The organism is Synechococcus sp. ATX 2A4 (assembly GCF_024346375.1).
GTDB lineage: Bacteria > Cyanobacteriota > Cyanobacteriia > PCC-6307 > Cyanobiaceae > MW101C3.
In genome coordinates this window covers 174051-194423 of the sequence record NZ_JAGQCV010000004.1, presented here as the reverse complement: position 1 = coordinate 194423, position 20373 = coordinate 174051, and the positions used below count along the sequence as shown (strand labels likewise).

The window sequence follows — 20373 nt, the reverse complement described above, 5'->3', positions numbered from 1 at the left end:
CAGCCATGACAACCTCCTCGGCGCCATCCCTGGCCTGGGGAGCGCGCACGTACGTGATGGGGGTGCTCAACCTCACCCCCGATTCCTTCAGCGACGGCGGGCGTTATCCAACGCCCGAAGCGGCGCTGCGCCGGGCCAGGCGCATGGCGGCGGCGGGCGCCGATCTGCTCGACCTCGGCGGCCAGAGCACGCGCCCCGGAGCTGTCGAGATCAGCGCCATCGAAGAGATCGCGCGGGTGCTGCCGGTGCTGGCGCTGATCCATGCCGCCTTCCCTGCTGGCCATGGGCCGCTGCTGTCGATCGACACCTTTAGGGCGGCGGTGGCTGAGGCGGCCCTGGCCGCCGGTGCCCACTGGGTCAACGATGTGAGCGGGGGGCGTCGAGAGCCGGAGCTGCTGAAGGTGGTGGCGGCGGCCGGCTGCCCCTACGTGTTGATGCACAGCCGCGGCAACAGCCGCACCATGGACCGGCTCGCCTCTTACGGCGCTGTGACGGCCGAGGTACGCGAGGAGCTGCTGCAGGCCACGGATCGTGCGTTGGCCGCCGGGGTGAACACATCACAGGTGATCTGGGATCCGGGCCTGGGCTTCGCGAAGACCACCGAGCACAACCTCACCTTGCTGCGCGAACTGGCCCAGTTGCGCAGCGAAGGCTTCCCCCTGCTGGTGGGGCCTTCACGCAAACGCTTCATCGGCGCCGTGCTGGATGAACCGCGGCCGCAGGGGCGGCTCTGGGGAACCGCCGCGGTGAGTGCACTGGCGATCAGCCAGGGAGCTGATCTGCTGCGCGTGCATGATGTGGGCCCGATCGCCCAGACCGCGCGCATGGCAGACGCGGTGTTGAGACCGCACCCGCTCAGTCAGGCGGGGTGAGAAACCGGCCGGATAAGCGCACGGCCAACACCACTGCCGCAATGCCATACGAGCCGAACGTGATGGCCTGAGCCACCGTGCCGGCGTCGTAGGCACCGCGCTCGAGCAGCACGAAATCGGCCAGAGAAGATGCCGTGCCCCAGAGCAGCACCCACACGCTCACGTAAGCCACGCCTTTGAGGGTTGGAGTCATCGGAGGGCCCACGATGGGGTGACCCTAGGCGGTGGTGACCCCTTCAATGCGGTCTTCGATCTCCTGGTAGATCTCCTGCAGCTGGGCGATGTTTTCATCGCTGGTTTCCCAGTAGCCGCGGCCGTTCACTTCGAGCAATGTGCCCACGATGCGGCGGAAGCTGTGGGGGTTGAGCTCCATCAGCCGCTTGCGCATCTCCTCATCGTTGATGAAGGTGTCGTTGGCTTCCTCGTACACGAAGTTGTCAACCGCGCCGCTGGTGGCACTCCAGCCCAGGGTGAAGTTGAGCCGCTTGGCCACCTCACGCACACCCTCGTAGCCGGAGTTGAGCATGCCCTCATACCACTTGGGATTGAGCAGCTTGGTACGTGAGTCGAGGCGGATCGTTTCGCTCAAGGAGCGCACTTGGGCGTTGGCGGTGGTGGTGTCGGCGATGTAGCTGGTGGGGGCCTTGCCGTCGTCGCGCAGGCCTGCGATCAGTTTGGTGGGATCCGAATCAAAATAGTGGCTCACATCGGTGAGTGAGATCTCAGCGGAATCCAGATTCTGGAAGGTCACGTCGGCGGTTTTCATCGCCGATTCGAACACTTCCCGGTTCTGGTTCATCTCGCCGGGATTATCGGCATTGAAGGCGAAGGTTTTGCGGGAGAGGTACATTTCCTGCAGCTCGCCCTCCTCCTCCCAGGTGCTGTTCTCCACCGCCAGGTTCACGTTGGAGGAGTAGCTGCCGCTGGCATTGGAGAACACCCTGGTGGCCGCCTCGCGCAGGCTGATGCCCTGGGCTGCGGCCTGTTCCTGGCTGTGCTTGCGCACAAAGTTCAGCTCCAGGGGCTCTTCGGCCTCAGCGGCCATCTTCACGCCTTGATCGATCAACCCCATCTGATTGATGAACAGATCGCGGAACACGCCAGAGCAGTTCACCACCACATCAATGCGGGGCCGCCCCAGCTCTTCGAGCGAGATCAGCTCCAGCTTGTTCACGCGGCCGAGCGAATCGGCCACGGGGCGGACACCGATGAACCAGAGGATCTGCGCCAGCGACTCGCCGTAGGTCTTGATGTTGTCGGTGCCCCAGAGCACGCAGGCAATCGTTTCAGGCCAGGTGCCCTGTTCGGCCTTCTGACGTTCGATCAGCCGGTCGACCACCACCTTGGCTGCCGCAATCGCGGCACGGGTGGGAATCGCCTGGGGATCAAGGGCGTGGATGTTCTTGCCGCTGGGCAGCACGCCGGGGTTGCGGATCGGATCGCCTCCAGGGCCGGGGATCACGTATTCGCCATCGAGAGCCCGCAGCAGGCTTTCCATTTCCATGTCGGCGCAGATCTGCTCCAGGCAGAAACGCAGGTAGCCGAACAGGTTGTCGAGCGCGGCGGCATCCACGGCGGGGAAGCCCGCCGCCCGGCAGGCGCTCAACCAGGGGCTGGGCAGCCGCACCCCAAAGCGCTCCAGCAGGTCGAAGAACCAGCCGAAGTTGCCACGCAGGTTGACGCGGCCGTCGCTGCCGGTGACGGAGCGCACCATCGAGGCCACCGCCTTGCGGCACGCCTCGGTGATCGTCTGGTTGAGCTCCACATCCGCCAGCACACCGGCGTCATTGCTCTTGTAGATCTCGGTGATCGTGCGGCCGAGGCTTTCGGCGAGCAGGGCCGGCAGGCTGCGATAGCCCTCTTCCTCCCGCTCAAGGGCGGCAATGCTCACCAGGGTGGCGATCGCCTCTTCGGCGGTGGGGGGCTTGCCGATCGTGTGCAGGCCGCAAGGCAGCAACCGGCTCTCGATTTCCATCAGCTGGCGGTACACCGCCCCCACCACGGCGTCGCGGCCATTGAGGTCGAGGGCGCTGGCTTCGCCCTCCGGCAGGGTCACGTCCTTGTCGAGGTTGCACTGGCGCGCCGTTTCCACGATCGCGTTGACGATCTGCACACCCCTGGAACTCTCTCGCAGCTGCTGGTAGGACCCCACCAGTTCGCCCAGTTCCTTGAGGCCCCTGTAGAGGCCGGCATTCTCGGCTGGAGGTGTGAGGTAGCTGATCGTGGCGGCGTAACCGCGCCGCTTGGCGATCGTGGCCTCCGAAGGGTTGTTGGCGGCGTAGTAGTAGAGGTTCGGCAGGGCGCCGATCAGTGAATCGGGGTAGCAGGTTTCGCTCATGCCCATCTGCTTGCCGGGCATGAACTCCAGCGAGCCGTGGGTGCCGAAGTGCAGCACCGCGTCAGCGCCCCACACCTTCTCGAGGTAGGTGTAGTAGGCGGCGAAACCGTGGTGGGGGCTGGCGCTGCGGGAATAGAGCAACCGCATCGGATCGCCCTCGTAGCCGAAGGTGGGCTGCACCCCCACGAACACGTTGCCGAAGTGGCGGCCGTAGATGAGGAGGTTGGTGCCATCGGAGTTGAGGTTGCCCGGCGGCTTGCCCCAGTTCTCCTCGAGCCGCTCGGAATAGGGCGTGAGGCGCTCATACTCCTCCACGCTCATGCGGTGGGCAATCGCCAGCTCAGGGGCTCCCTGCAGGGCCTCGGGGTCGTTGATCACCGCTTCCATCAGCGCCTTGGCGTCGCGCGGCAGGTTCTGCACGTCGTAGCCCTTGCGTTTCATCTCCTCCAGCACCCGGTGGATCGAACCGAACACATCGAGGTAGGCAGCTGTGCCCACGTTGCCCTTGTCGGGCGGGAAGCTGAACACAGTGATGGCCAGCTTCTTGGCGATGCGCGGCTTGGTGCGCAGCGAAGCCCAGCGGATCACCCGTTCGGCGATCGCTTCCACCCGGTCCTGCAGGGTGTGGGCCTTGCCTGTGGCGTCGTCACGGCCGCTCAGCACGATCGGCTCGATGGCACCATCGAGTTCGGGGATGGCGATCTGCAGGGCCACCTGCACCGGGTGCAGACCCAGGTCGCTTTCTTCCCACTCCTGGGTGGTCTGGAACACCAGGGGCAGGGCCACCATGTAAGGCCGGTTGAGCTTGGAGAGCGCCTCGATGGCGCGGGGATGGTCCTGACGGGCGGGGCCGCCGATCAAAGCGAAGCCGGTGAGGCTCACCACCCCATCCACGATCGGCTGCTCGGGGTTGAGCGGGTCGTAGAAGAAGGCCTTCACCGGCTTGGAGAAGTCGAGGCCGCCGCAGAACACGGGGATCACGGTGGCACCGCGGTATTCGAGCTCCTGAATCACCGCCACGTAGTGAGCGTCATCCCCGGTGACGATGTGGCTGCGCTGCAGCACCAGACCGATCACCGGCCCGCTGCGGGCCTTCTCGCTGAGATCCGGCCGGCTGGCCTGCCAGTTCAGATATTCCTTGAGATCTTCGAACATCGCCGGCGCCATCGGGTGCCAGATGCCGAGATCGGGGAACACCACCGGTTCAGCCACCTCCAGCAGGGGGCGGTCAGTGTCACCGCGGGGGAACGCATATTTGTCGGCCAGCATCAACAGGAAGTTGCGCAGGTTGTCTGGAGTGCCGCCCAGCCAGTATTGAAAACTCAGCATGAAAGAACGGGCATCCTGCGCCTTCTCCACCGGCAGGTACTTGAGCACCGTCGGCAGGGTGTTGAGCAGCTTCAACATCGCGTCCTGGAAGCCAGCCCCATTGGCCTCCTTCCGCTTCTTCATGAAGCTGGCGATGGCGCTCTTGCTCTGGCCCAGCTGGGCCATCGAGAAGGTGCCCAGCTTGTTGAGCCGCATCACCTCGGGCATCGAGGGGAACACCACCACCGCCTTGAGCCGGTCGCGGTGGGGGGCCACCGCCTCCACCACCTTCTGGGCCAGATCTTCAATGAAGATGAGCGAGGCGATGAACACATCGGCGGCCGCCACATCGGCGCAGAAGGCGGCGTAGTTCTCCGGATCCCGCAGCTCCTCAATCAGATAGCCAGACAGCTCCACCGCAAGGGCCGGGTTGTGTTCGTTGAGGCTGGTGGCGGCCGTGGTGAGGGCGTTCTGGTACTGGGGCTCCAGCACCACATACACCGCCTTCATCACCGGGCGGCCCTCCGAGCCGGCAGGGGCGGCGCACCCGGCCGGGCTGACCCGACGGCTGGCGGAGCGGACCTGCGTGAACATGGGCGTCCAGATTGAGCAATGTGAAGCAGCCTACGGAAACTGCCGACGGCAGGTGGAGATTCCGGCCAAGGCGTAACAGGCCCACGCCCAGCCGCCGCGCCCCGCGACGGCCATAGGCTCGCCCCAGCGAAGAGCCTGCCTGCGCCCATGACTGCCACGCCCCCACCGGCGCCTTCTGTGCCGGCCGCCATCCCGGCGGAGCCGATTCCCGTGGTGGTGGCCGGTGCCCTCGGCCGCATGGGCGCGGAAGTGATCAGGGCTGTGCTGGCTGCCTCCGATTGCGCGCTGGTGGGGGCCATCGACACCACCCCCGGCACAGAGGGCGACGACGTGGGCGAGCGGCTGGGCCTCGGGCCGCTGGAGGTGGCGGTCACGGCCGACCTGGAAGGCTGCCTCTGTCAGGCCAGCCAGGCGGCCCGCACCCAGAGCGCCGGCGCGGTGCTGGTGGATTTCACCCATCCCAAAGTGGTGTACGAGCACACCCGCGCCGCCATCGCCTATGGGGTGCATCCGGTGATCGGCACCACCGGCCTCTCCCCCACGCAACTGGAGGATCTCGCCAGTTTTGCGGCGAAAGCGGGCATCGGCGGCGCCGTGATCCCCAATTTCTCCGTCGGCATGGTGCTGCTACAGCAGGCCGCCGCGGCCGCCGCCCGTTTCTACGACTTCGCCGAACTCACCGAACTGCACCACAACCGCAAGGCCGATGCCCCCAGCGGCACTTGCATCAAGACGGCCGAGCTGATCGAGGAACTGGGAAAAACCTTCAACGCCGCCCAGGTGGAGGAGAGCGAAACCCTCTCGGGCTGCCGCGGCGGCCTGCGGGAGAGCGGCCTGCGGCTCCACTCGGTGCGCCTGCCGGGGCTGGTGGCCCACCAGGAGGTGATGTTCGGCGCGGCGGGCGAAACCTATACCCTCCGCCACGACACGATCGAACGCTCCGCTTACATGCCAGGCGTGCTGCTCACGGTGCGCCGGGTGCGGCAGCTGCAGGGCCTCGTCTACGGCCTCGAACGCCTGCTCTGACCCCATGCTGGTTCCCGTCAAGCCCGCCGAGCTGCAGAAACTGATCCCGGCAGTGGCCAGCGGCCCCCAGTTCAACGCCTGCAGCGGCAATCCCCGCAAGATCCTGCAGCGGGTGCTGATCGCCGTGATCGGTGGGGTGCTTTCCCTGCTGATCGCCCAGAGCCAGTTCTCCTACCGCTTCGGGCCGGTGTGGCTGGTGGCGGGCTTTGTGTTTCTGCTTTATGTGCTTTGGGGCCCGATCCTGGAGGCGGGGCGCAAGAACAGCGTGTTGCGCCGCTACCCGGCAGGGGCAATTTTCGAAGGGGTGGTGGCTGATCTGTTCACCCGTGAGCTGGTGGAGGAGCGCAACGAGCAGGCCGATGCCCGCGGGAGGCTGGAGCTGGTGGAGAACCGTCGCACCTGGTTGTGCCTGGAACTGGAAGACGACGACGGCTACCTGGGCCAGATCCGCTTTCCGATGAACAAGAAACACAAGCTGATCCGCCGGGGCATGGTGATCCGCTGCCTGGCCCTGAGCGAGCGGCCCGATTTCGTGCGCATCGGCGCCCTCACCGACGCCTGGTTGCCGCAGCTGAAGCTCTGGGTCGGTGAGTACCCCTATCTGCTGCGCCCAGCCTTCGAGGAGCTCTGCCTTCGGCGGCTGCGCTGAAGCGGGCCAGAACCCGTGCACACCGGCCGCCGGCCCAATGCCATCAGCCGCCCGAACCGTCCCACACGCCTGAGCTTTCGCGACATCCGTTTACGTTGCGAAATAATCTGTTACATTGGCTGCATCACCACCAAGGAGCCCCATGGTCCAAGCCACTACCGCTGCCCCCGTCTCCGCCACTGAGCGCGCCACCATCCGCGGGGCCACCGTCACCACCGAAGACGGCGGCCGCCTCAACGCCTTCGCCACCGAGCCCCGCATGGAAGTGGTGAGCGCCGAGAGCGGCTGGGGCTTCCATGAGCGCGCCGAAAAGCTCAACGGCCGCATGGCCATGCTCGGCTTCATCGCCCTGCTCGCCACTGAATTCGCCCTCGGCGGTGAAGCCTTCACCCGCGGACTGCTCGGCATCGGCTGATCGCCGGCCCGCCCTGGTCGGTGAGGATCACCGGCCACACCCCCCCAACGAGCCGCAGCAGACTTCTGCTGCGGCTTTTTCATGGGCGACTCCCTGGACCAGCATTCCGAGCATCTGAGCTGCGAGCTACACGCCCGGGTCCGCGGCGCTGGGCCCACCGGCGCCCTGGCGGCCCTGGCCCTGGCGGAGGCCGGCTGGCAGGTGGAGCTGGAGGATCCGCTCACCGCCAGCCAGCTGATGGCCCGCAGCCGCGCCTACGCGCTCACCCACTCCAGCCGTCGCCTGCTGCAGCGCCTGCAGCTGTGGGAAGCGCTGATTCCCGCACTGGCGCCCTTCCGCGCGCTTGACCTCCACGACCTTGAACTGGGCCTGCAGGTGCCTTTCACCGTCCGCGATCTTGGCCGTCGGGCGGCTTCACCGTCCAGCGCTTCGGAGTCCACCCGTTCGCAGTCCACCGACAGCGCCGTGGGCTGGGTGGTACGCCACACGCCTCTGATGGAGCTGCTGCTGACGCGGCTGGAGCGCACGCCGCAGGTGCAACTGGCCCTCGGCAGTCCCGGCAGCCAGGCACCGGTGGATCTGCTGGTCGCGGCTGAGGGCGCCGCCTCCTCCACCCGTCAGGCCCTGGGGCTGGCCCACTGGCGCCTTCCCTACAGCCAGTCGTGCCTGAGCGTGCAGGTGCGCCTGCGCGGCTCCGCCAGTGATCAGGCCTGGGAGCTGTTCCGCGCCGAGGGTCCCTTCGCCGTCCTGCCCCTGGGCGGCGATCGCTTCCAGCTGGTGTGGAGCGGCCCGGCCCAGCGCATGCGGCGCCTGGAGAGCCTCGACCCCGTGGCCTTTCTCGACCGGCTGGCCGGCGCTCTGCCCGATGGTCTGCAGGCCGACGCCCTTTTGGACGCGCCCCGGGCGTTCCCCGCCGCCCTGGAGTTGAGCGGAGGCTTTCACCGGGGCAAGACCGTGCTGGTGGGCGAAACCATGCACCGCTGCCACCCAGTGGGGGGGCAGGGCCTCAACCTCTGCTGGCGCGATGTGGCCGTGCTGCACAAGCTGGCTGCCCGTACGGCCCGGGGCCGGCTGCGGCTCAGCCGGCTGCCGGCGGCCTACGGCCGTCGCCGCTGGCCCGATGTACTGCTCACGCTGCTGGCCACCGACGCGCTGGTGCGGCTGTTCTCGACCCGGCAATGGCCGCAGCGCACCATGCGCCAGCTTGCCCTGCACCTCCTGGGCCGGCTACCGCTGCTGCGGCGCCTCAGCCTCCGGACCATGACCCTCGGTCCTTGCCAGCTGCTGGCGCGCTGGTCAGAGTGATGGCGAACTCCAGCGGCTGCTTCCCTTCCGGGCCATGGTGAACAGCACCTCCCCCCAGCCGGTGCCGCCATCGGCCTTGGTGCGTTACCTGCGCCGAGAGCTGGGTCTGAGCGAAAACGCCCTGGCCCTGGGCGTCAAGCAGGCCCAGCTGGAGCAGGCTCCACTGCCGGTGATCCTCTGGCGCTTCGGGCTGATCAGCCTGGAGCAACTCGATCAGGTGCTCGGCTGGCAGGACAGCCAGGACTGACGGCGGTTCAAACCCCACTGGCGTGAAGTGTTGCGTGGATGCTGACTCCGGCTTGCCGCCGCGGGTCTGCCGGCGCTCCGCAGACCCGCCGCCGTTCTTCAGCTGTAGATGATCAGGGACTCCACCGGTTGCCCGTCGGGCAGCCGCCGCCGTCCCTCCAGGCCAGCAAGCTCCGCCACGAACCCGAAGCCACAGAGCGCTCCGCCAGCCTCCTCCACCAGCTGGGCGCAGGCGGCGGCGGTGCCACCGGTGGCGAGCAGGTCGTCGACGATCAACACCCGGGCGCCATCGGCGAGGGCATCGTGCTGGATCTCCAGGCGATCGGAGCCGTACTCCAGCGCGTAATCCACGCCACGCACCTGCCCGGGCAGCTTGCCGGGTTTGCGCACCGGCACAAAGCCCAGCTCCACCACGGTGGCAAGGGCGGTGCCCACGATGAAGCCGCGGGATTCGATCCCCACGATCAGATCGGGCTGCAACCGCTCGCACACCTGGGCCAGCCGGCGCATCACCTCCTGCCAGCCGAGCGGATCGCGCATCAACGGGGTCAGATCACGAAACAGGATTCCGGGCTTGGGGAAGTCAGGAATGTCACGCACCAGCTGGCGCAGATCGGGCGGCTGCGCCCTTTCGAGCGAAGGAAATTGGGCGGCCATGGCGGGGGCGGATGACGGATCGGCTCAGGCGCTGGCATCATCGCAGCCATGGCCGATGCACCCCTGACCGAATCCCGATCCCCCAGCCGGCTCAACCGCCGCGGCCTGGAACGGCTGGATCTGATGCTGCTGAGCGTGGAAGCCCTCGATCTCAACGGGGGCGAAGCGATGGTGTTCATGGCCCAGCAACTCGGCTTCGGCGACCTCTTCCCCAACCGCGTGGAGCTGTGGAAGCGCCGTTGTTACAACCCGCTGCGCCTGGCCTGCCGCCGGGGCGAACTGAGCGAGACCGAAACCGACGCGCTGATCTCGGTGCTGTGCGCCCTCGCCGAGCGCATCTATCCGATGCTGCGCCAGCTGCTGTCGTCGTCGGAGCCGGATGGAGTGAGCATCCAGCGTTGGGAGTTGTTCCGCCAGCGCCTCGATGAGCTGGTGCGGGAACGGCTGAACCCCCGCCGTGGCGGGGTGCAGAAGCTGCTCGACCCGGAGGAAGGCTCCCGCCACCGCCTTCAGCTCGTGCAGGGCCTCGCGCTCGGGGCTGGCGCGGGAGGATTCGACCGTCTCAAGGCCAGCCTCATGGATGCCGCTGCGTGAAACAGAGTTATCGCTACGAGCAGACCAGCTGCCGGTTGCGCATCGACGGCCTTCCTGATCTCTCTGCCTCCCAGGCCAACGACGCGATCGGCATCTTGATGGGCTGGGAGCTCGACCTGATCGGACGCCCGTCGCTGGAGGGGAAACGCAACCACCTTGAGGCTCTGCTGACCGTGGTGCTGCCCTATGCCCGCCACCTGGTGAGTGGGGTGCCGCGCCCCTTCGGTGCCGATGGCTCCCCGGTCCAGATCGAGCCCCTCGGCAGCGGGGAACAGAGCCGGCACCGGCTGCGGCTGTTCAGCAGCCAGCCGGACACGCCTCCTCTGGAACTCGACTTCGACGATGCCGAACTGGCGGATCTGGTGCGCTGCCTCGACCATCTGCGGCTCGATCCGCGGGTGCAGCTCGGCTTCGTGATTCCCGCCGAAGTGCCGCTGCAGCGCCGCGAAATCCTCGAGCGGGTGCCGCTGCGGCGACGGCTGTTCTCGCCGGCGGCCGGCTTTGCGGCGTTGGTGATCACCTCATCGCTCAGCTTGATGCTGCCGCTGCCCAAGCCGGCCGCTCCCCAGGGAGAGGCACAACCGGCCGCCACCAGCGCACCAACGACACCGCAGGCCCCAGCGGCCCCCTGAGCCGCGGCTAGCGTCGCGATCCCAACACCTGGGCCACGAAACACCCACTACTGTTTGCAAGGTTTCTGGGCAGGGCATGGGGAGAATCGAAGCACCCATGACAGAAAATGGCGTCGTCAGCCGATGGGCCCCCAACTGTTGAAGCCGGAGAACGAAGCATTGAGCACGGCCCGATGACGAAGAGCTGGTCAGAATTGCGGCGGCGGGTGATTCGCCTGGGTGCCTCTCTTGACGTGGTGGTGCGCAGTGATCCGGAAGTGTGCGGGCTCAGCGGCAAGGATTTTCACCTGTCCTTGCATCACGGCGGCCAGGGCGACTGCACTGTTGAAGGGCTCAGCCTCGTGGATTGTCCCAACGAACTGGTGTTGATTGAGTTTGAGCGCTGGATGCGAGGCGCCGGCTACACCTTCGACACCTGAGCCCGTGGCGATGAACCGCAAACCCGAATCCGGGTTCACCCCCACGTCGGTTCGCAAGGTGTTTCGCAAGCGACGCACCCGTTCACCCTGGCGCGAATGCTTGCTCGCCCTGCTGAATGCGGCGATCGGGCTGGGGTTGCTGGTGGCACTGCTGCAGTTGCCGTCCCGGCTCGACTCCCTGCTGCTGGTCAGCAAGGTGATCAGTGCCGTGCTCGCCGGCCTTGGCCAGATCGGGCTGGGGCTGTTGCAGTTGCTCGCCGGCCTCGCCCAGTTGCTGGGCTTGCTGGTGGTCGTGGCCGTGGCGGTGGGGGCGCTGCTGCTGGTGGGCAACGGGTTGTTCCGCCTGGTGCGCCTGCTGGTTCCGGGGGTGGGCAACAGCCTGCGGCTGCCGTCTGCCATGGGCCGGGCCATGGCCAAGCTCACCACGATCCGCCCGCCCACGCGACCGCCCCATTGAATCCAAGCACCACCAGCTCCATTGCTGGCCATTCAGTTCCCAGGAGCGAGCGAGCGACGCAACAACCACAACTCCTCCAGGGTCACGCTGCCGTCTCGGTTGCGATCCGCCTCGGTGAAATGCCGCCACAGCCAGGGGAACGCTGCCGCTTCAGCCGGGCTGATCCGTCCATCGCGGTTGGTGTCGGCACGGTGGAACATCTCCTGCACGCGGCTGCCGAGAAAGTGACGCTGCTTCGGCGCCAGATCGGAGGGCACCAGATACCCCCGTCGGCCTGAATCAAGCCGATCGAAATTGATTTCCAGGAACGGATGCCCCCTCACTTCGGCCGGGGTCAGGCGGCCATCGCCATCCCGATCCAGCCGTTGAAACCAGGCTTCCAGTTTCTGCTGATACCTCAGCAGTTGCATCGTCTCCTTGCACTGCACCGCAGCGGGGCTGACCACCAGGCACCCCACGGCGAGCAGAAAAAGCAGGTGCAACGTCGGCCACTGCGCCGCAGGGTCGCATCGCGCCCGAAGCACGGCGCGACGGGGTCGGGATCTAGGGCCTAGCCGTTGCATGCGAGCACCTTATGGAGAAGGTGCTCGCATGGGGCGACCGCGCGCCAGCCGATATTCAGCGAGCCATGACCGGATCCGACCAGTACCGGCTTGGGTCACCTTTGAACATGTCCCTCGCCCGCCCCCTCAGCCTTGCCCAGGTCATTCCTCCATACAGTCGGTGCAGAACGGGACCTTTCCCAGCCATGAGCCGAGCCCACACCATCTGGGTGGTGGATGACGACCCTGAACTTCGCCAGCTGCTCAGCAGCTACCTCACCGATCAGGGCTACGAGGTGCGCTGCCTCAACGACGGCCTCCAGTTGATCGCGCGGCTCGAATTCCAGCGCCCCGATCTGGTGGTGCTCGATCTGATGCTGCCCGGTGAGGATGGCCTCACGCTGCTGCGCCGTCTGCGCGACAACCAGGACGACCTGCCGGTGGTGATGCTCACGGCCAAGGGCGAGGCCGTGGACCGGATCATCGGCCTTGAGCAGGGCGCCGACGACTACCTGGCCAAGCCGTTTCTGCCGCGGGAGCTCACCGCCCGGATCGAAGCGGTGCTGCGGCGCCGCGGCAACCTGCCGGCCGGCACCCCTGTGGCTGGCGGTGAGCTGGTGGAATTCGGCGACAACGTGCTCGATCTCTCAGCGCGAACGCTCGAACGGGAGGGCAAGAGCGTCACGATCACCAGCGGGGAATTCAGCCTGCTGGCCGCCTTCGTGCAACATCCCCACCGCCCCCTGTCCCGCGAGCGCCTGATTGAACTGGCCCGCGGTCCTGACAGTGACACCGACAGCCGCAGCATGGACGTGCAGGTTTCGCGGGTGCGCCGGCTGATTGAACCCGATGCCAGCCGCCCCCGCTACCTGCAGACGGTGTGGGGTTACGGCTATGTGTTCGTGCCGGATGGAGCCCCGCGGGGCCGCTGAGTCATGGCGGCCTCCCTGCGTTCAGCGGCGCTGCTCTGGCGCCTGGGGGGCTTCTTCCTGGGCGGCTGGGGTCTGAGCCTGCTGCTGCTGCAGATGCTGCTCGGCTCCACCCTGGGCCGCTCTCAGATCGATCAGATGGGTCCGCAGGTGGCCTTGAATCTGCGGCTTTCGGAGCTGGCGCTGGAGCGCTTTCCGCCCTCCACGGTGTCCCAGCTCAGCGGACTGCAGCTCGGCGTAGGCCAGCCGCCCCGGCCCCGACGCCGGCCCTGGTGGCAGGGGCAGGCGAGTGATGCCCTGCTCGACCGGCAGGCCAGCCAGCTTCAGCTCGAACTTTGCCGCCGCCTGCCGCGCTGCCCGGTGGTGGTGCCCACCGAGGGCGAGAACCGCGGGGTGTGGATCGAGCTGGCCTCACCGCTTGAGCCGGTGTGGCTCTATGCCGCGATCCGCCCCCAGCTCGGCTGGCCGCCTGATCCGCAGCTGGTCACCCTCTCACTGGTGAGCGGCAGCATCATGGCGGGCGCCCTGTTTCTGCTGCTGGAGGTGCAGAGACCACTGCGGCAGCTGGAGCGGGCGCTGGGCCGCGTCGGTCTGGAGACCCAGCCCGATCGCCTCTCCCAGCGGGGAGCGCCTGAAGTGCGCCGCCTGGCAGGGCACTTCAACGCCATGCTCGAACGGCTGGACAACAGCGAACGGGACCGGGCCACGATGTTGGCAGGCATCGCCCACGATCTCAAGAGCCCACTCACCCGCTTGAGGTTGCGCCTTTCGCTCGGCAAGGGTCCAGTTCTGGACGGCAGCGAGCGGGCCAAAGCGGAAGCCGATCTCGACGACCTCGAACGGATCACGGGCCAGTTCCTGCTGTTCGCCGGCGGCGGCGGCAGCGAGCAGGCCGTGGAGGTACCGCTCGAAGAGCTGCTGGCGGAACTGGCGGCGCGCTACGACGGCCGGCCGCTCGAACTCGATCTGAGCCCCGTGCAGGCCTGGGTGCAACCGATTGCCCTGGGCCGGGCCGTTGCCAACCTGATCGACAACGCCCTCAGCTACGGGGAGCCACCGGTGCGGCTCCGTCTGCGCGCCCTGTCTCGCCAGGGTTTCAAACTGGAGGTCTGGGACCAGGGCCAGGGAATCGCCGAAGAGCAACGCTCCCAGGCCCTGCTGCCCTTCCAGCGCCTCGATCAGGCCCGCGGCGGCCACGGGCATTGCGGTCTGGGCCTATCCATCGCCCAGCGGGTCGCCCGCGCCCATGGCGGTGATGTGTCGCTGGTCGCGGGCGAACCCAGCGGCTTCTGCGTGCGCTTCACGGGGCATTCGCTGAGCCCACGCCAGGCGAGTTGATCCCAACCCTTGGCGGGACGGTGATGATGGACAAGCCTTCGCCTGCCTGCCACCGCCTCGCTGTCCACCTGTCGCGACCCCCATGCCCCCACCACCCGGTCCGTCCGATCTCCCCGCTGGCGATGCGCCGGAAGGCGAGCGGGACGATCGCACTCCGCCCATTCCAGCCACCGCACCGCTGCTGGGGCCCGATGGAACGTTGCTCTACACCGGCAGCGATGGCATGCAGTACATCGTCTGTGGCGAGCCGGATGCGGAGGAGCGCGCACGCCTGCTGGGGGCCTTCGAAGCCCTGCGCTCCGGGGCTGGGCCGCTGGAGGAACTGATCAAAACCAGCCGCGCCTGGCGAGATGCCGCCTGTACCCGTGGGCTCAGCCCCAAGCAGGCCACAGAGGTGCTGCTGGGCCGGTTGCGGCAGGCGCTGAGCGATTCACCTGATCCATCCGACGGGTTCGGCTGAGCGCCCGGCTTGGCCGGTTCCGGAGCGGCGTCAGTTGAGCCGGGCCAGCCAGAGCCCGGCCAGCTGCCACGACGACCAGAGGAACGCCAGCAGGAAGAGCCAGTTCAGCCAGGCCGGCCGGCGCCTGTCTTCCGGAACCATCTCCGCCGCCGCCACTGGATCGATCATTGCAGGCACCGGGAAGGCCAGGGACCACGCAGCGGCGGACGGGCTCATTGATCGGGGCAGGGCACCAGCCGGTTAGGCGCGCTGCTGCTGGCGCACAGGCCCCAGGACCGCTCGGAATCCGCCTGGAGCCAACGCACCACCCGAGCGCCATTCGTGGTGGCTGGCTGCTGCGGCTCGATCAGCTCGAGCATCGCCTGCTCCGGAAGCGTGATCACACTGAGGTTCACGGCACCGCGGCGGTAGTCGTAACGGCAGAAGCCCAGGCCCGTGCCAGAGCAGTCGCTCAGGCTGGACAAGCGGGTACCGGCGCGCAGGCGATCGAGCGCATCCGGCTGGCGCACGGGAGCGGGACTCCAACCGGTCCGGCGCAAGTGGCTGTCGGCGGCTTCGATCGACCAACCCACCTCCAGCAGGCCCTTCAGAGGCGGCTGCGAAGGACCTGCTGGAGCTGAGCCGGTGAGCAGCAGTGTTGTACCCAGCAGGCCCGCCAGCGCCCCAAGCAGGAGATAGGCAGAGCGCCTGAGGCGCCCTCCATCCAGGATCTGCTGAGACGGAGAGGGCACTGACGAGGTGAATCTTCTGTGCCTTGCCGTCATGGCCACCCGAGCCGTGTTCTCCTTTCTCGGCTTCCCCGGCTGGGGAGCCCTCCACCTGCACCTGCCCCATGCCGGCTATCCGGCCGGCGCCGCGCTGAGGCTGGAGACAGCGAGCCTCGATGGCGGCGCTTTGCTTGCTGGAGGGGGCGGGCTACTGACAGGGTTTTTGCGCCGGTATGGAGAAGGGGAGCCGGTGCCATCCCCCGATCACTGTCTTGACTGCCTGTACCGGTATCGCATTGTGTTCAGGGCTTCTGGCCGTTGGCCTCTGCGGATCTCCATGTGGTCACGCTCCCAGGAGGCTCCGGCCTGGAGGCCCCGCTGCGGACCGATGCCCCTGGAAGATTTCGTCAATCGGTTTCATCCAGGCCGGCCGCAACGGGGATCGGACCCGGACGCTGGGCCCGCCTGAGGTCGTGGAGACCTTCGAGCTGGTTGTAGATCGCCAGCAGCTGCTGGCGGATGTGGTCGGTGTTCTCCAGCCTGGCCAGGTTGGCCAGGGCCAGTTCGATCTGGGCCTTGCTGTCGATCAGCAACCGGCACTCGCTCGTACCCGGTTCGTAGCTCATGGTGTCGTTCTCTGATCGGGGCTCATGGGGATGACCATCGGCAGGGTCCCTGCGGTGGCGCCATGAGAGTTCCCTCTATTCAAGTGTCTGGGCACTCCCTTGCTGTCGGAACGGTTGCCATTTCAACAGCTGTTCACGCGCTGGTCACCGGCTGTCACGGGTCAAGATCCGCAGATCTGCTGACACCTTGATCGGCAGCGCCGCTGGAAGCCTGGTCTTGCTCATCCCGGTCGGCAGTGGCCTGCAACCGGAGATCCGCAGCCGTAGCCCCGGGCACCAACACAAGGAACAGCCACCACCACGCCAGAACGGCGGCTACAACCGGAGTGGTGATCCACCAACGCTGCAGCAGCACCCAGCTGGCAACGCTTACGGCGGAGCCCGTGGCAACGATCGACCAAGGCTGACACCACCAGGGCTTCTGGCTCCAGAACGGGGCGGATGGGGTCATCGGAAAGGCCAACAGGCGGGTCTGTCCATCCTGACGGAGGCCACCGAAGCTGATCTCACCACAGAGGCTGATCTCAAAGGAGGGTCGCGCCCTCGGTCACCGTTCATGGGTTGGACACTGGGGGCGGATGCGGAGGGCGGACGACGCATGAACCTGGATGGGGAGGCTTGACGCTCCTACCAATTCAGCTGGCAGCAGAGACCCAGTAACAGTCCATACGAAATTCAGAAGCCTTCTCAATCCGCAACCATGTATATTCAAGTTGGAGCCATTTCCTGCCGGAAAACACTTTTTGTCGGCCCGACAACCACACCCCACGGTACCGGTCTTCGCCCTGCTCCTCTGGGGGGCCATCTTTGGCACCCTAATTAACCTCCCGGTCACGATTGGCGTCAATATAGTTTTCGGTTCAATTTTTGCAATTCTTGCACTCCTGCTCTGGCAGCAATGGTGGGGATTGATCATCGGCGTGATCGCAGCGCTTGTCACTTGGGTGGCTTGGGGGCATCCGTGGGGAACAATCATCTACGTTCTGGAAATCACCTGGCTATCGGTTGCGACAAACAGAGAATCCAAGGCTCAAGAGCGAGTGATTAACGACCGCATCATCCTTCACGACCTCACGTTCTGGCTGCTCATTGGCATTCCTCTTACATTCGTTTTTTATCACGTCTTCCTCGATGTAGACCTTACCCCTACAACCCTGATTGCTCTGAAGCAAGCTGTTAATGGAGTCCTTAATACATTGATGGCCGTATTAATGGTGCTGGTTTACCGGCTTTGGATCCGGCCACGGCCGGATCAGAGCGTCTCCATCCGGACGGCAATTTTCGCGTTTGGCCTGCTCGCCCTGCTGACACCATCATTGATCACGTGGGCGCTCTCTGCCAATCAGCTCGTCAAAGTTTCGCAGCGTGACGAACTCAACAATCTCATCACCATCGCCCATGCCTCCCGCTCCCTACCTGATTCATTTTTGAATGACAAAGGCTCAAATTTCTGGATCGGAAGGGAACGTATTGCGATTGAAAGAGAACGCAAGGGCAGTGCTGAGTCAAGTCAAGCGAAAATCCTCAAAGCCAACTCCAACCCAGCCCTCTTTCGCCTTCTCGACCGACAGTACGTGGATGATAGCGCTAAATACGTGACCCAGAAAGGGCTAACCCTGCTGATTCCGCAAGAAGGAAATATACCACTTATGAAGCTATTGAATAGCTACTGGGAGACGGAGGTTCAAACGCTCAATCAAGACACTCAACGGCAAACTGGCCAAGGCACAACCCTTGCCAATGCCGATGATGTGATCACACGCGTTGTTTCCCCTGCGGCGCCACTCATCAAGAAACTCCAGACCGAATCGCTGCACACATTTGGTTTGCTTGGCTTGTTGCTGCTGGTGGGAGTTCTGATTACGGAGCAGCTTGCAAGACTACTCGAAAACGAAATCCAGAAGTTGTTGAAGCCATTGTTAGCAGAACCCCGGACAGAACTATCAGAAGAATCCAGCATGTTGATGCCCACATTGGCGGTAACAGCCATCAGTGAATTCGCCACGATGATCAGCCTCATCAACATGCGGATTCGACGCATCAATCAACTCACCCTTGAGCTCGCCCGATCAAGGGATCAAATGGCCGAGCTGAGCATGACGGATGCACTCACAGGCTGTAGAAATCGGCGTGATTTTCACTTGCGCTTGGGTGAGGAAGTGGCCCGATCTAGGCGAAGCCATCACCCCTTGATGGGAATCCTCATTGATATCGACCACTTCAAGGAGGTCAATGATCGCTATGGTCATCCCTTTGGCGATAAGGCGCTCCAAGCCGTTGCCCATGCGATCAGCACTGGCATTCGCGCCATTGATTATTGTTTTCGCTATGGCGGCGAGGAGTTTGTCATCCTGTTGATCGACTGCCCACAGGACCGAGCGCTGTTGATTGCAGAATCCCTGAGGCTGAAAGTTAAGGAGCTGAGGATTTCCAGTGGTGACCTTGCCACCTCAGTGAGCGTTAGCCTAGGTGTGGCTTCACTTAACGTTGACAACGACGACGCTGATACGTTCTTGGCCCGCATGGACAAGGCGCTTTACATGGCAAAGCGCAGGGGGCGCAACAGTGTGGTGGTGGTCTCCGCCGATGAGGATGACCAGTGAACTTGCCTGCACCCGCTGGGTTGTTTTCCTGACTTGAGCCAGGCCAGCCCTCAGGAGTGGAACAGCAGCACCAGCCCCTTGCGGAGTTGATGAAACTCCCGTTCTTCCCTGCTGAGATCCAGGCCCACCAGCAGCCCTTCCCGCAGCGCCAGCTCATAGGGAGGTACCGATGGCGGCTGGCCGGCGCGCCAGAGCGCGGCGATGCCCACAGCCGTGGCATGCCACTGGAAACAGTCGGTCTCGCCGATCGAGGGCTCCTCGAGGGCGTCTTCAAGCAGATCGCGGATCGGCATGGCGACCATGGACTGGGTTCAGCATCCAGACCAATGGCAGGGATGGCAATCCACTGAGAGCTTTCGTGATCTCGGCGGTCTTTGGAGCGCCTACGGTGCCACCATGCCCAGGGTGCCCGACCAGATCGCCCTCGTTCACGAGTGGTTCACCCCCAGGTCCGTGGGCGGCTCCGAGTTGGTGGTCCAGGAAATGGACACCCTCCTGCGTCCCCACCTCTTCGCCCTCGTGGACGGGGAAAGCCGTCGGCCCCAGAGCTGGCTGAGCGGACGGACGATCCGCACCTCCTTCATCCAGCAGCTGCCCTGGGGTGTCAGCCATGTGCAGCACTATCTGCCCCTGCTGCCCCTTGCAATCGAACAGCTCGACCTGCGGGGCTATCCGCTGGTGCTGAGCAGCTCCCACCTGGTGGCCAAGGGCGTGCTCACCGACCCGGAACAGCTGCATGTGAGTTATGTGCACACGCCGGTGCGTTACGCCTGGGACCAGATGCACGCCTATCTGTCGCGCTCGGCCATCGCCCGCGGTCCGCTCGGGCCGCTGTTGCGCTGGCAACTGCACCAGCTGCGCCAGTGGGACGTGATCAGTGCCGGCCGCGTCGATCGGATCCTGGCCAACTCTCGCTTCACCGCCCGCCGGATCCGGCGTTGCTGGGGGCGCAGCAGTGTGGTGCTGCATCCACCGGTGGCGGTCGATCGCTTCAATTGCAACTTGCCCCGCGACGACTTCTATCTCTCCGTCTGTCGTTTGGTGCCCTACAAACGGGTGGACCTGATGGTGGAAGCCTTCAACCGCACCGGCCTGCCCCTGTTGCTGGTCGGCGACGGGCCGGAACGGCAGCGGTTGGAGCAGTTGGCGGGCCCCAGCGTGCGCTTCCTCGGGCACTGTTCGGAGGAACAGGTGAACGGGCTGATGGGCCGCTGCCGCGCCTTCCTGCATGCCGGCCTGGAGGATTTCGGTATCGCGCCAGTGGAGGCGATGGCGGCGGGAGCGCCGGTGATCGGTCTGGGGCAGGGGGGGCTGCTCGACACGGTCCGCTGCCTGAACACCGGTACCGAGCACCCCACGGGCCTGTTGTTCGACGCCCCCACCAGCTCCAGTCTCGTGGCGGCCCTGGAGCACTTCGAGCAGCAACGGCTCTGGTCCAGGTTCCCCCCCCAGCGGCAGCGGGCCTGGGCCGAAACCTTCGCCCCGGAGCGCTTCCGGGAGCGGCTGATGGCCCTGCTGGAGCGCTACTGGCAGCAGCACGCTGTTCGACTGCAGCAGGGGCGCCAGCCCCTGAAGTGGCCCCAGGGTTGAGCAGCTTGCTTGCCGCCTGAACGTCCCGGAACAGGGCGGCTGCCCAGAGCGCGGGATCTTGAGCAG

Annotated in this window: 24 protein-coding genes; 15 read left to right on the top strand and 9 right to left on the bottom strand. The window is 65.7% G+C overall.

The features are described from left to right. Window positions 1-5 precede the first annotated feature (5 nt). Entirely contained in the window at window positions 6-872 is an 867-nt protein-coding gene (folP, locus tag KBY97_RS05525) for a dihydropteroate synthase (RefSeq protein ID WP_255145668.1), read from the top strand. On the opposite strand, the gene KBY97_RS05520 is transcribed toward folP, so the two are convergent. Together KBY97_RS05520 and KBY97_RS05515 are read right to left on the bottom strand one after the other, a co-directional pair. Next, window positions 856-1065, bottom strand: coding sequence for a hypothetical protein (locus tag KBY97_RS05520; protein WP_255145667.1), 210 nt, complete (start codon window positions 1063-1065; stop codon window positions 856-858). The genes folP and KBY97_RS05520 overlap by 17 nt on opposite strands. Before the next feature lie 24 nt (window positions 1066-1089). Further along, window positions 1090-5112: a magnesium chelatase subunit H gene (locus tag KBY97_RS05515; RefSeq protein ID WP_255145666.1), complete on the bottom strand. Its 4023-nt coding sequence runs from the start codon at window positions 5110-5112 to the stop codon at window positions 1090-1092. Window positions 5113-5259: 147 nt separating this feature from the next. Here KBY97_RS05515 and dapB point away from each other — a divergent pair, with 147 nt between their 5' ends. From dapB to KBY97_RS05490, 5 genes are all read left to right on the top strand, one after another. Beyond that, the gene (gene dapB, locus KBY97_RS05510) at window positions 5260-6138 is read left to right on the top strand and encodes a 4-hydroxy-tetrahydrodipicolinate reductase (RefSeq protein ID WP_255145665.1); all 879 of its coding nucleotides are present in this window, start codon (window positions 5260-5262) and stop codon (window positions 6136-6138) included. Window positions 6139-6142: 4 nt separating this feature from the next. After that, window positions 6143-6787 (top strand): hypothetical protein, encoded by a 645-nt coding sequence (locus KBY97_RS05505; RefSeq protein WP_255145664.1) that lies wholly within the window; start codon window positions 6143-6145, stop codon window positions 6785-6787. Between the two features lie 142 nt (window positions 6788-6929). Then, window positions 6930-7202: a high light inducible protein gene (locus KBY97_RS05500; RefSeq protein ID WP_255145663.1), complete on the top strand. Its 273-nt coding sequence runs from the start codon at window positions 6930-6932 to the stop codon at window positions 7200-7202. Window positions 7203-7283: 81 nt separating this feature from the next. Further along, window positions 7284-8507 carry an FAD-dependent monooxygenase gene (locus KBY97_RS05495; protein WP_255145662.1) on the top strand — a complete coding sequence of 408 codons (1224 nt, stop codon included), beginning with the start codon at window positions 7284-7286 and terminating at the stop codon, window positions 8505-8507. A 34-nt stretch (window positions 8508-8541) separates the two neighbouring features. Beyond that, entirely contained in the window at window positions 8542-8754 is a 213-nt protein-coding gene (locus tag KBY97_RS05490; RefSeq protein ID WP_255145661.1) for a DUF2949 domain-containing protein, read from the top strand. 98 nt (window positions 8755-8852) lie between these two features. Here KBY97_RS05490 and KBY97_RS05485 read toward each other — a convergent pair whose 3' ends face one another. After that, window positions 8853-9410: an adenine phosphoribosyltransferase gene (locus KBY97_RS05485; protein ID WP_255145660.1), complete on the bottom strand. Its 558-nt coding sequence runs from the start codon at window positions 9408-9410 to the stop codon at window positions 8853-8855. 48 nt (window positions 9411-9458) lie between these two features. Here KBY97_RS05485 and KBY97_RS05480 point away from each other — a divergent pair, with 48 nt between their 5' ends. The 4 genes from KBY97_RS05480 (at window position 9459) to KBY97_RS05465 (ending at window position 11512) form a co-directional block, all read left to right on the top strand. Then, window positions 9459-10004: a DUF3038 domain-containing protein gene (locus KBY97_RS05480; RefSeq protein ID WP_255145659.1), complete on the top strand. Its 546-nt coding sequence runs from the start codon at window positions 9459-9461 to the stop codon at window positions 10002-10004. Then, window positions 10001-10636 carry a DUF4335 domain-containing protein gene (locus tag KBY97_RS05475; protein ID WP_255145658.1) on the top strand — a complete coding sequence of 212 codons (636 nt, stop codon included), beginning with the start codon at window positions 10001-10003 and terminating at the stop codon, window positions 10634-10636. Before KBY97_RS05480 ends, KBY97_RS05475 begins: the two co-directional genes overlap by 4 nt. Before the next feature lie 173 nt (window positions 10637-10809). Then, complete coding sequence (locus KBY97_RS05470) at window positions 10810-11055, top strand: hypothetical protein (protein WP_255145657.1); 246 nt, start codon at window positions 10810-10812, stop codon at window positions 11053-11055. A 10-nt stretch (window positions 11056-11065) separates the two neighbouring features. Further along, the gene (locus KBY97_RS05465) at window positions 11066-11512 is read left to right on the top strand and encodes a hypothetical protein (RefSeq protein ID WP_255145656.1); all 447 of its coding nucleotides are present in this window, start codon (window positions 11066-11068) and stop codon (window positions 11510-11512) included. Between the two features lie 32 nt (window positions 11513-11544). Here the strand turns inward: KBY97_RS05465 and KBY97_RS05460 are convergent, their stop codons facing one another. Then, window positions 11545-12036, bottom strand: a complete 492-nt coding sequence (locus KBY97_RS05460) for an EF-hand domain-containing protein (RefSeq protein WP_255145655.1) — start codon at window positions 12034-12036, stop codon at window positions 11545-11547. A gap of 224 nt (window positions 12037-12260) precedes the next feature. Here KBY97_RS05460 and KBY97_RS05455 point away from each other — a divergent pair, with 224 nt between their 5' ends. The 3 genes from KBY97_RS05455 (at window position 12261) to KBY97_RS05445 (ending at window position 14781) form a co-directional block, all read left to right on the top strand. Continuing rightward, entirely contained in the window at window positions 12261-12986 is a 726-nt protein-coding gene (locus KBY97_RS05455; protein WP_255145654.1) for a response regulator, read from the top strand. Between the two features lie 3 nt (window positions 12987-12989). After that, entirely contained in the window at window positions 12990-14321 is a 1332-nt protein-coding gene (locus tag KBY97_RS05450) for an ATP-binding protein (RefSeq protein WP_255145653.1), read from the top strand. Between the two features lie 82 nt (window positions 14322-14403). Further along, window positions 14404-14781: a hypothetical protein gene (locus KBY97_RS05445; protein ID WP_255145652.1), complete on the top strand. Its 378-nt coding sequence runs from the start codon at window positions 14404-14406 to the stop codon at window positions 14779-14781. Between the two features lie 30 nt (window positions 14782-14811). On the opposite strand, the gene KBY97_RS05440 is transcribed toward KBY97_RS05445, so the two are convergent. The 4 genes from KBY97_RS05440 to KBY97_RS05425 all read right to left on the bottom strand — a co-directional run bounded on the left by KBY97_RS05440 (window position 14812) and on the right by KBY97_RS05425 (window position 16565). Then, window positions 14812-14997 (bottom strand): hypothetical protein, encoded by a 186-nt coding sequence (locus KBY97_RS05440; RefSeq protein WP_255145741.1) that lies wholly within the window; start codon window positions 14995-14997, stop codon window positions 14812-14814. Beyond that, on the bottom strand, window positions 14994-15512 hold the full coding sequence (locus tag KBY97_RS05435) for a hypothetical protein (protein WP_255145651.1): 519 nt from the start codon (window positions 15510-15512) through the stop codon (window positions 14994-14996). The genes KBY97_RS05440 and KBY97_RS05435 overlap by 4 nt, the downstream gene beginning before the upstream one ends. A 383-nt stretch (window positions 15513-15895) precedes the next feature. Continuing rightward, the gene (locus KBY97_RS05430) at window positions 15896-16114 is read right to left on the bottom strand and encodes a hypothetical protein (protein WP_255145650.1); all 219 of its coding nucleotides are present in this window, start codon (window positions 16112-16114) and stop codon (window positions 15896-15898) included. Between the two features lie 154 nt (window positions 16115-16268). Next, window positions 16269-16565: a DUF6737 family protein gene (locus tag KBY97_RS05425; protein WP_255145649.1), complete on the bottom strand. Its 297-nt coding sequence runs from the start codon at window positions 16563-16565 to the stop codon at window positions 16269-16271. Window positions 16566-16827: 262 nt separating this feature from the next. Here KBY97_RS05425 and KBY97_RS05420 point away from each other — a divergent pair, with 262 nt between their 5' ends. Then, window positions 16828-18717 carry a diguanylate cyclase gene (locus KBY97_RS05420; protein WP_255145648.1) on the top strand — a complete coding sequence of 630 codons (1890 nt, stop codon included), beginning with the start codon at window positions 16828-16830 and terminating at the stop codon, window positions 18715-18717. Between the two features lie 50 nt (window positions 18718-18767). On the opposite strand, the gene KBY97_RS05415 is transcribed toward KBY97_RS05420, so the two are convergent. Continuing rightward, complete coding sequence (locus KBY97_RS05415; protein ID WP_255145647.1) at window positions 18768-19010, bottom strand: hypothetical protein; 243 nt, start codon at window positions 19008-19010, stop codon at window positions 18768-18770. Window positions 19011-19113: 103 nt separating this feature from the next. Between KBY97_RS05415 and KBY97_RS05410 the strand changes: the two genes are divergently transcribed. Beyond that, a complete protein-coding gene (locus KBY97_RS05410) occupies window positions 19114-20307 on the top strand; it encodes a glycosyltransferase (RefSeq protein ID WP_255145646.1) in 1194 nt (397 codons plus the stop codon). Window positions 20308-20373: the final 66 nt, after the last annotated feature.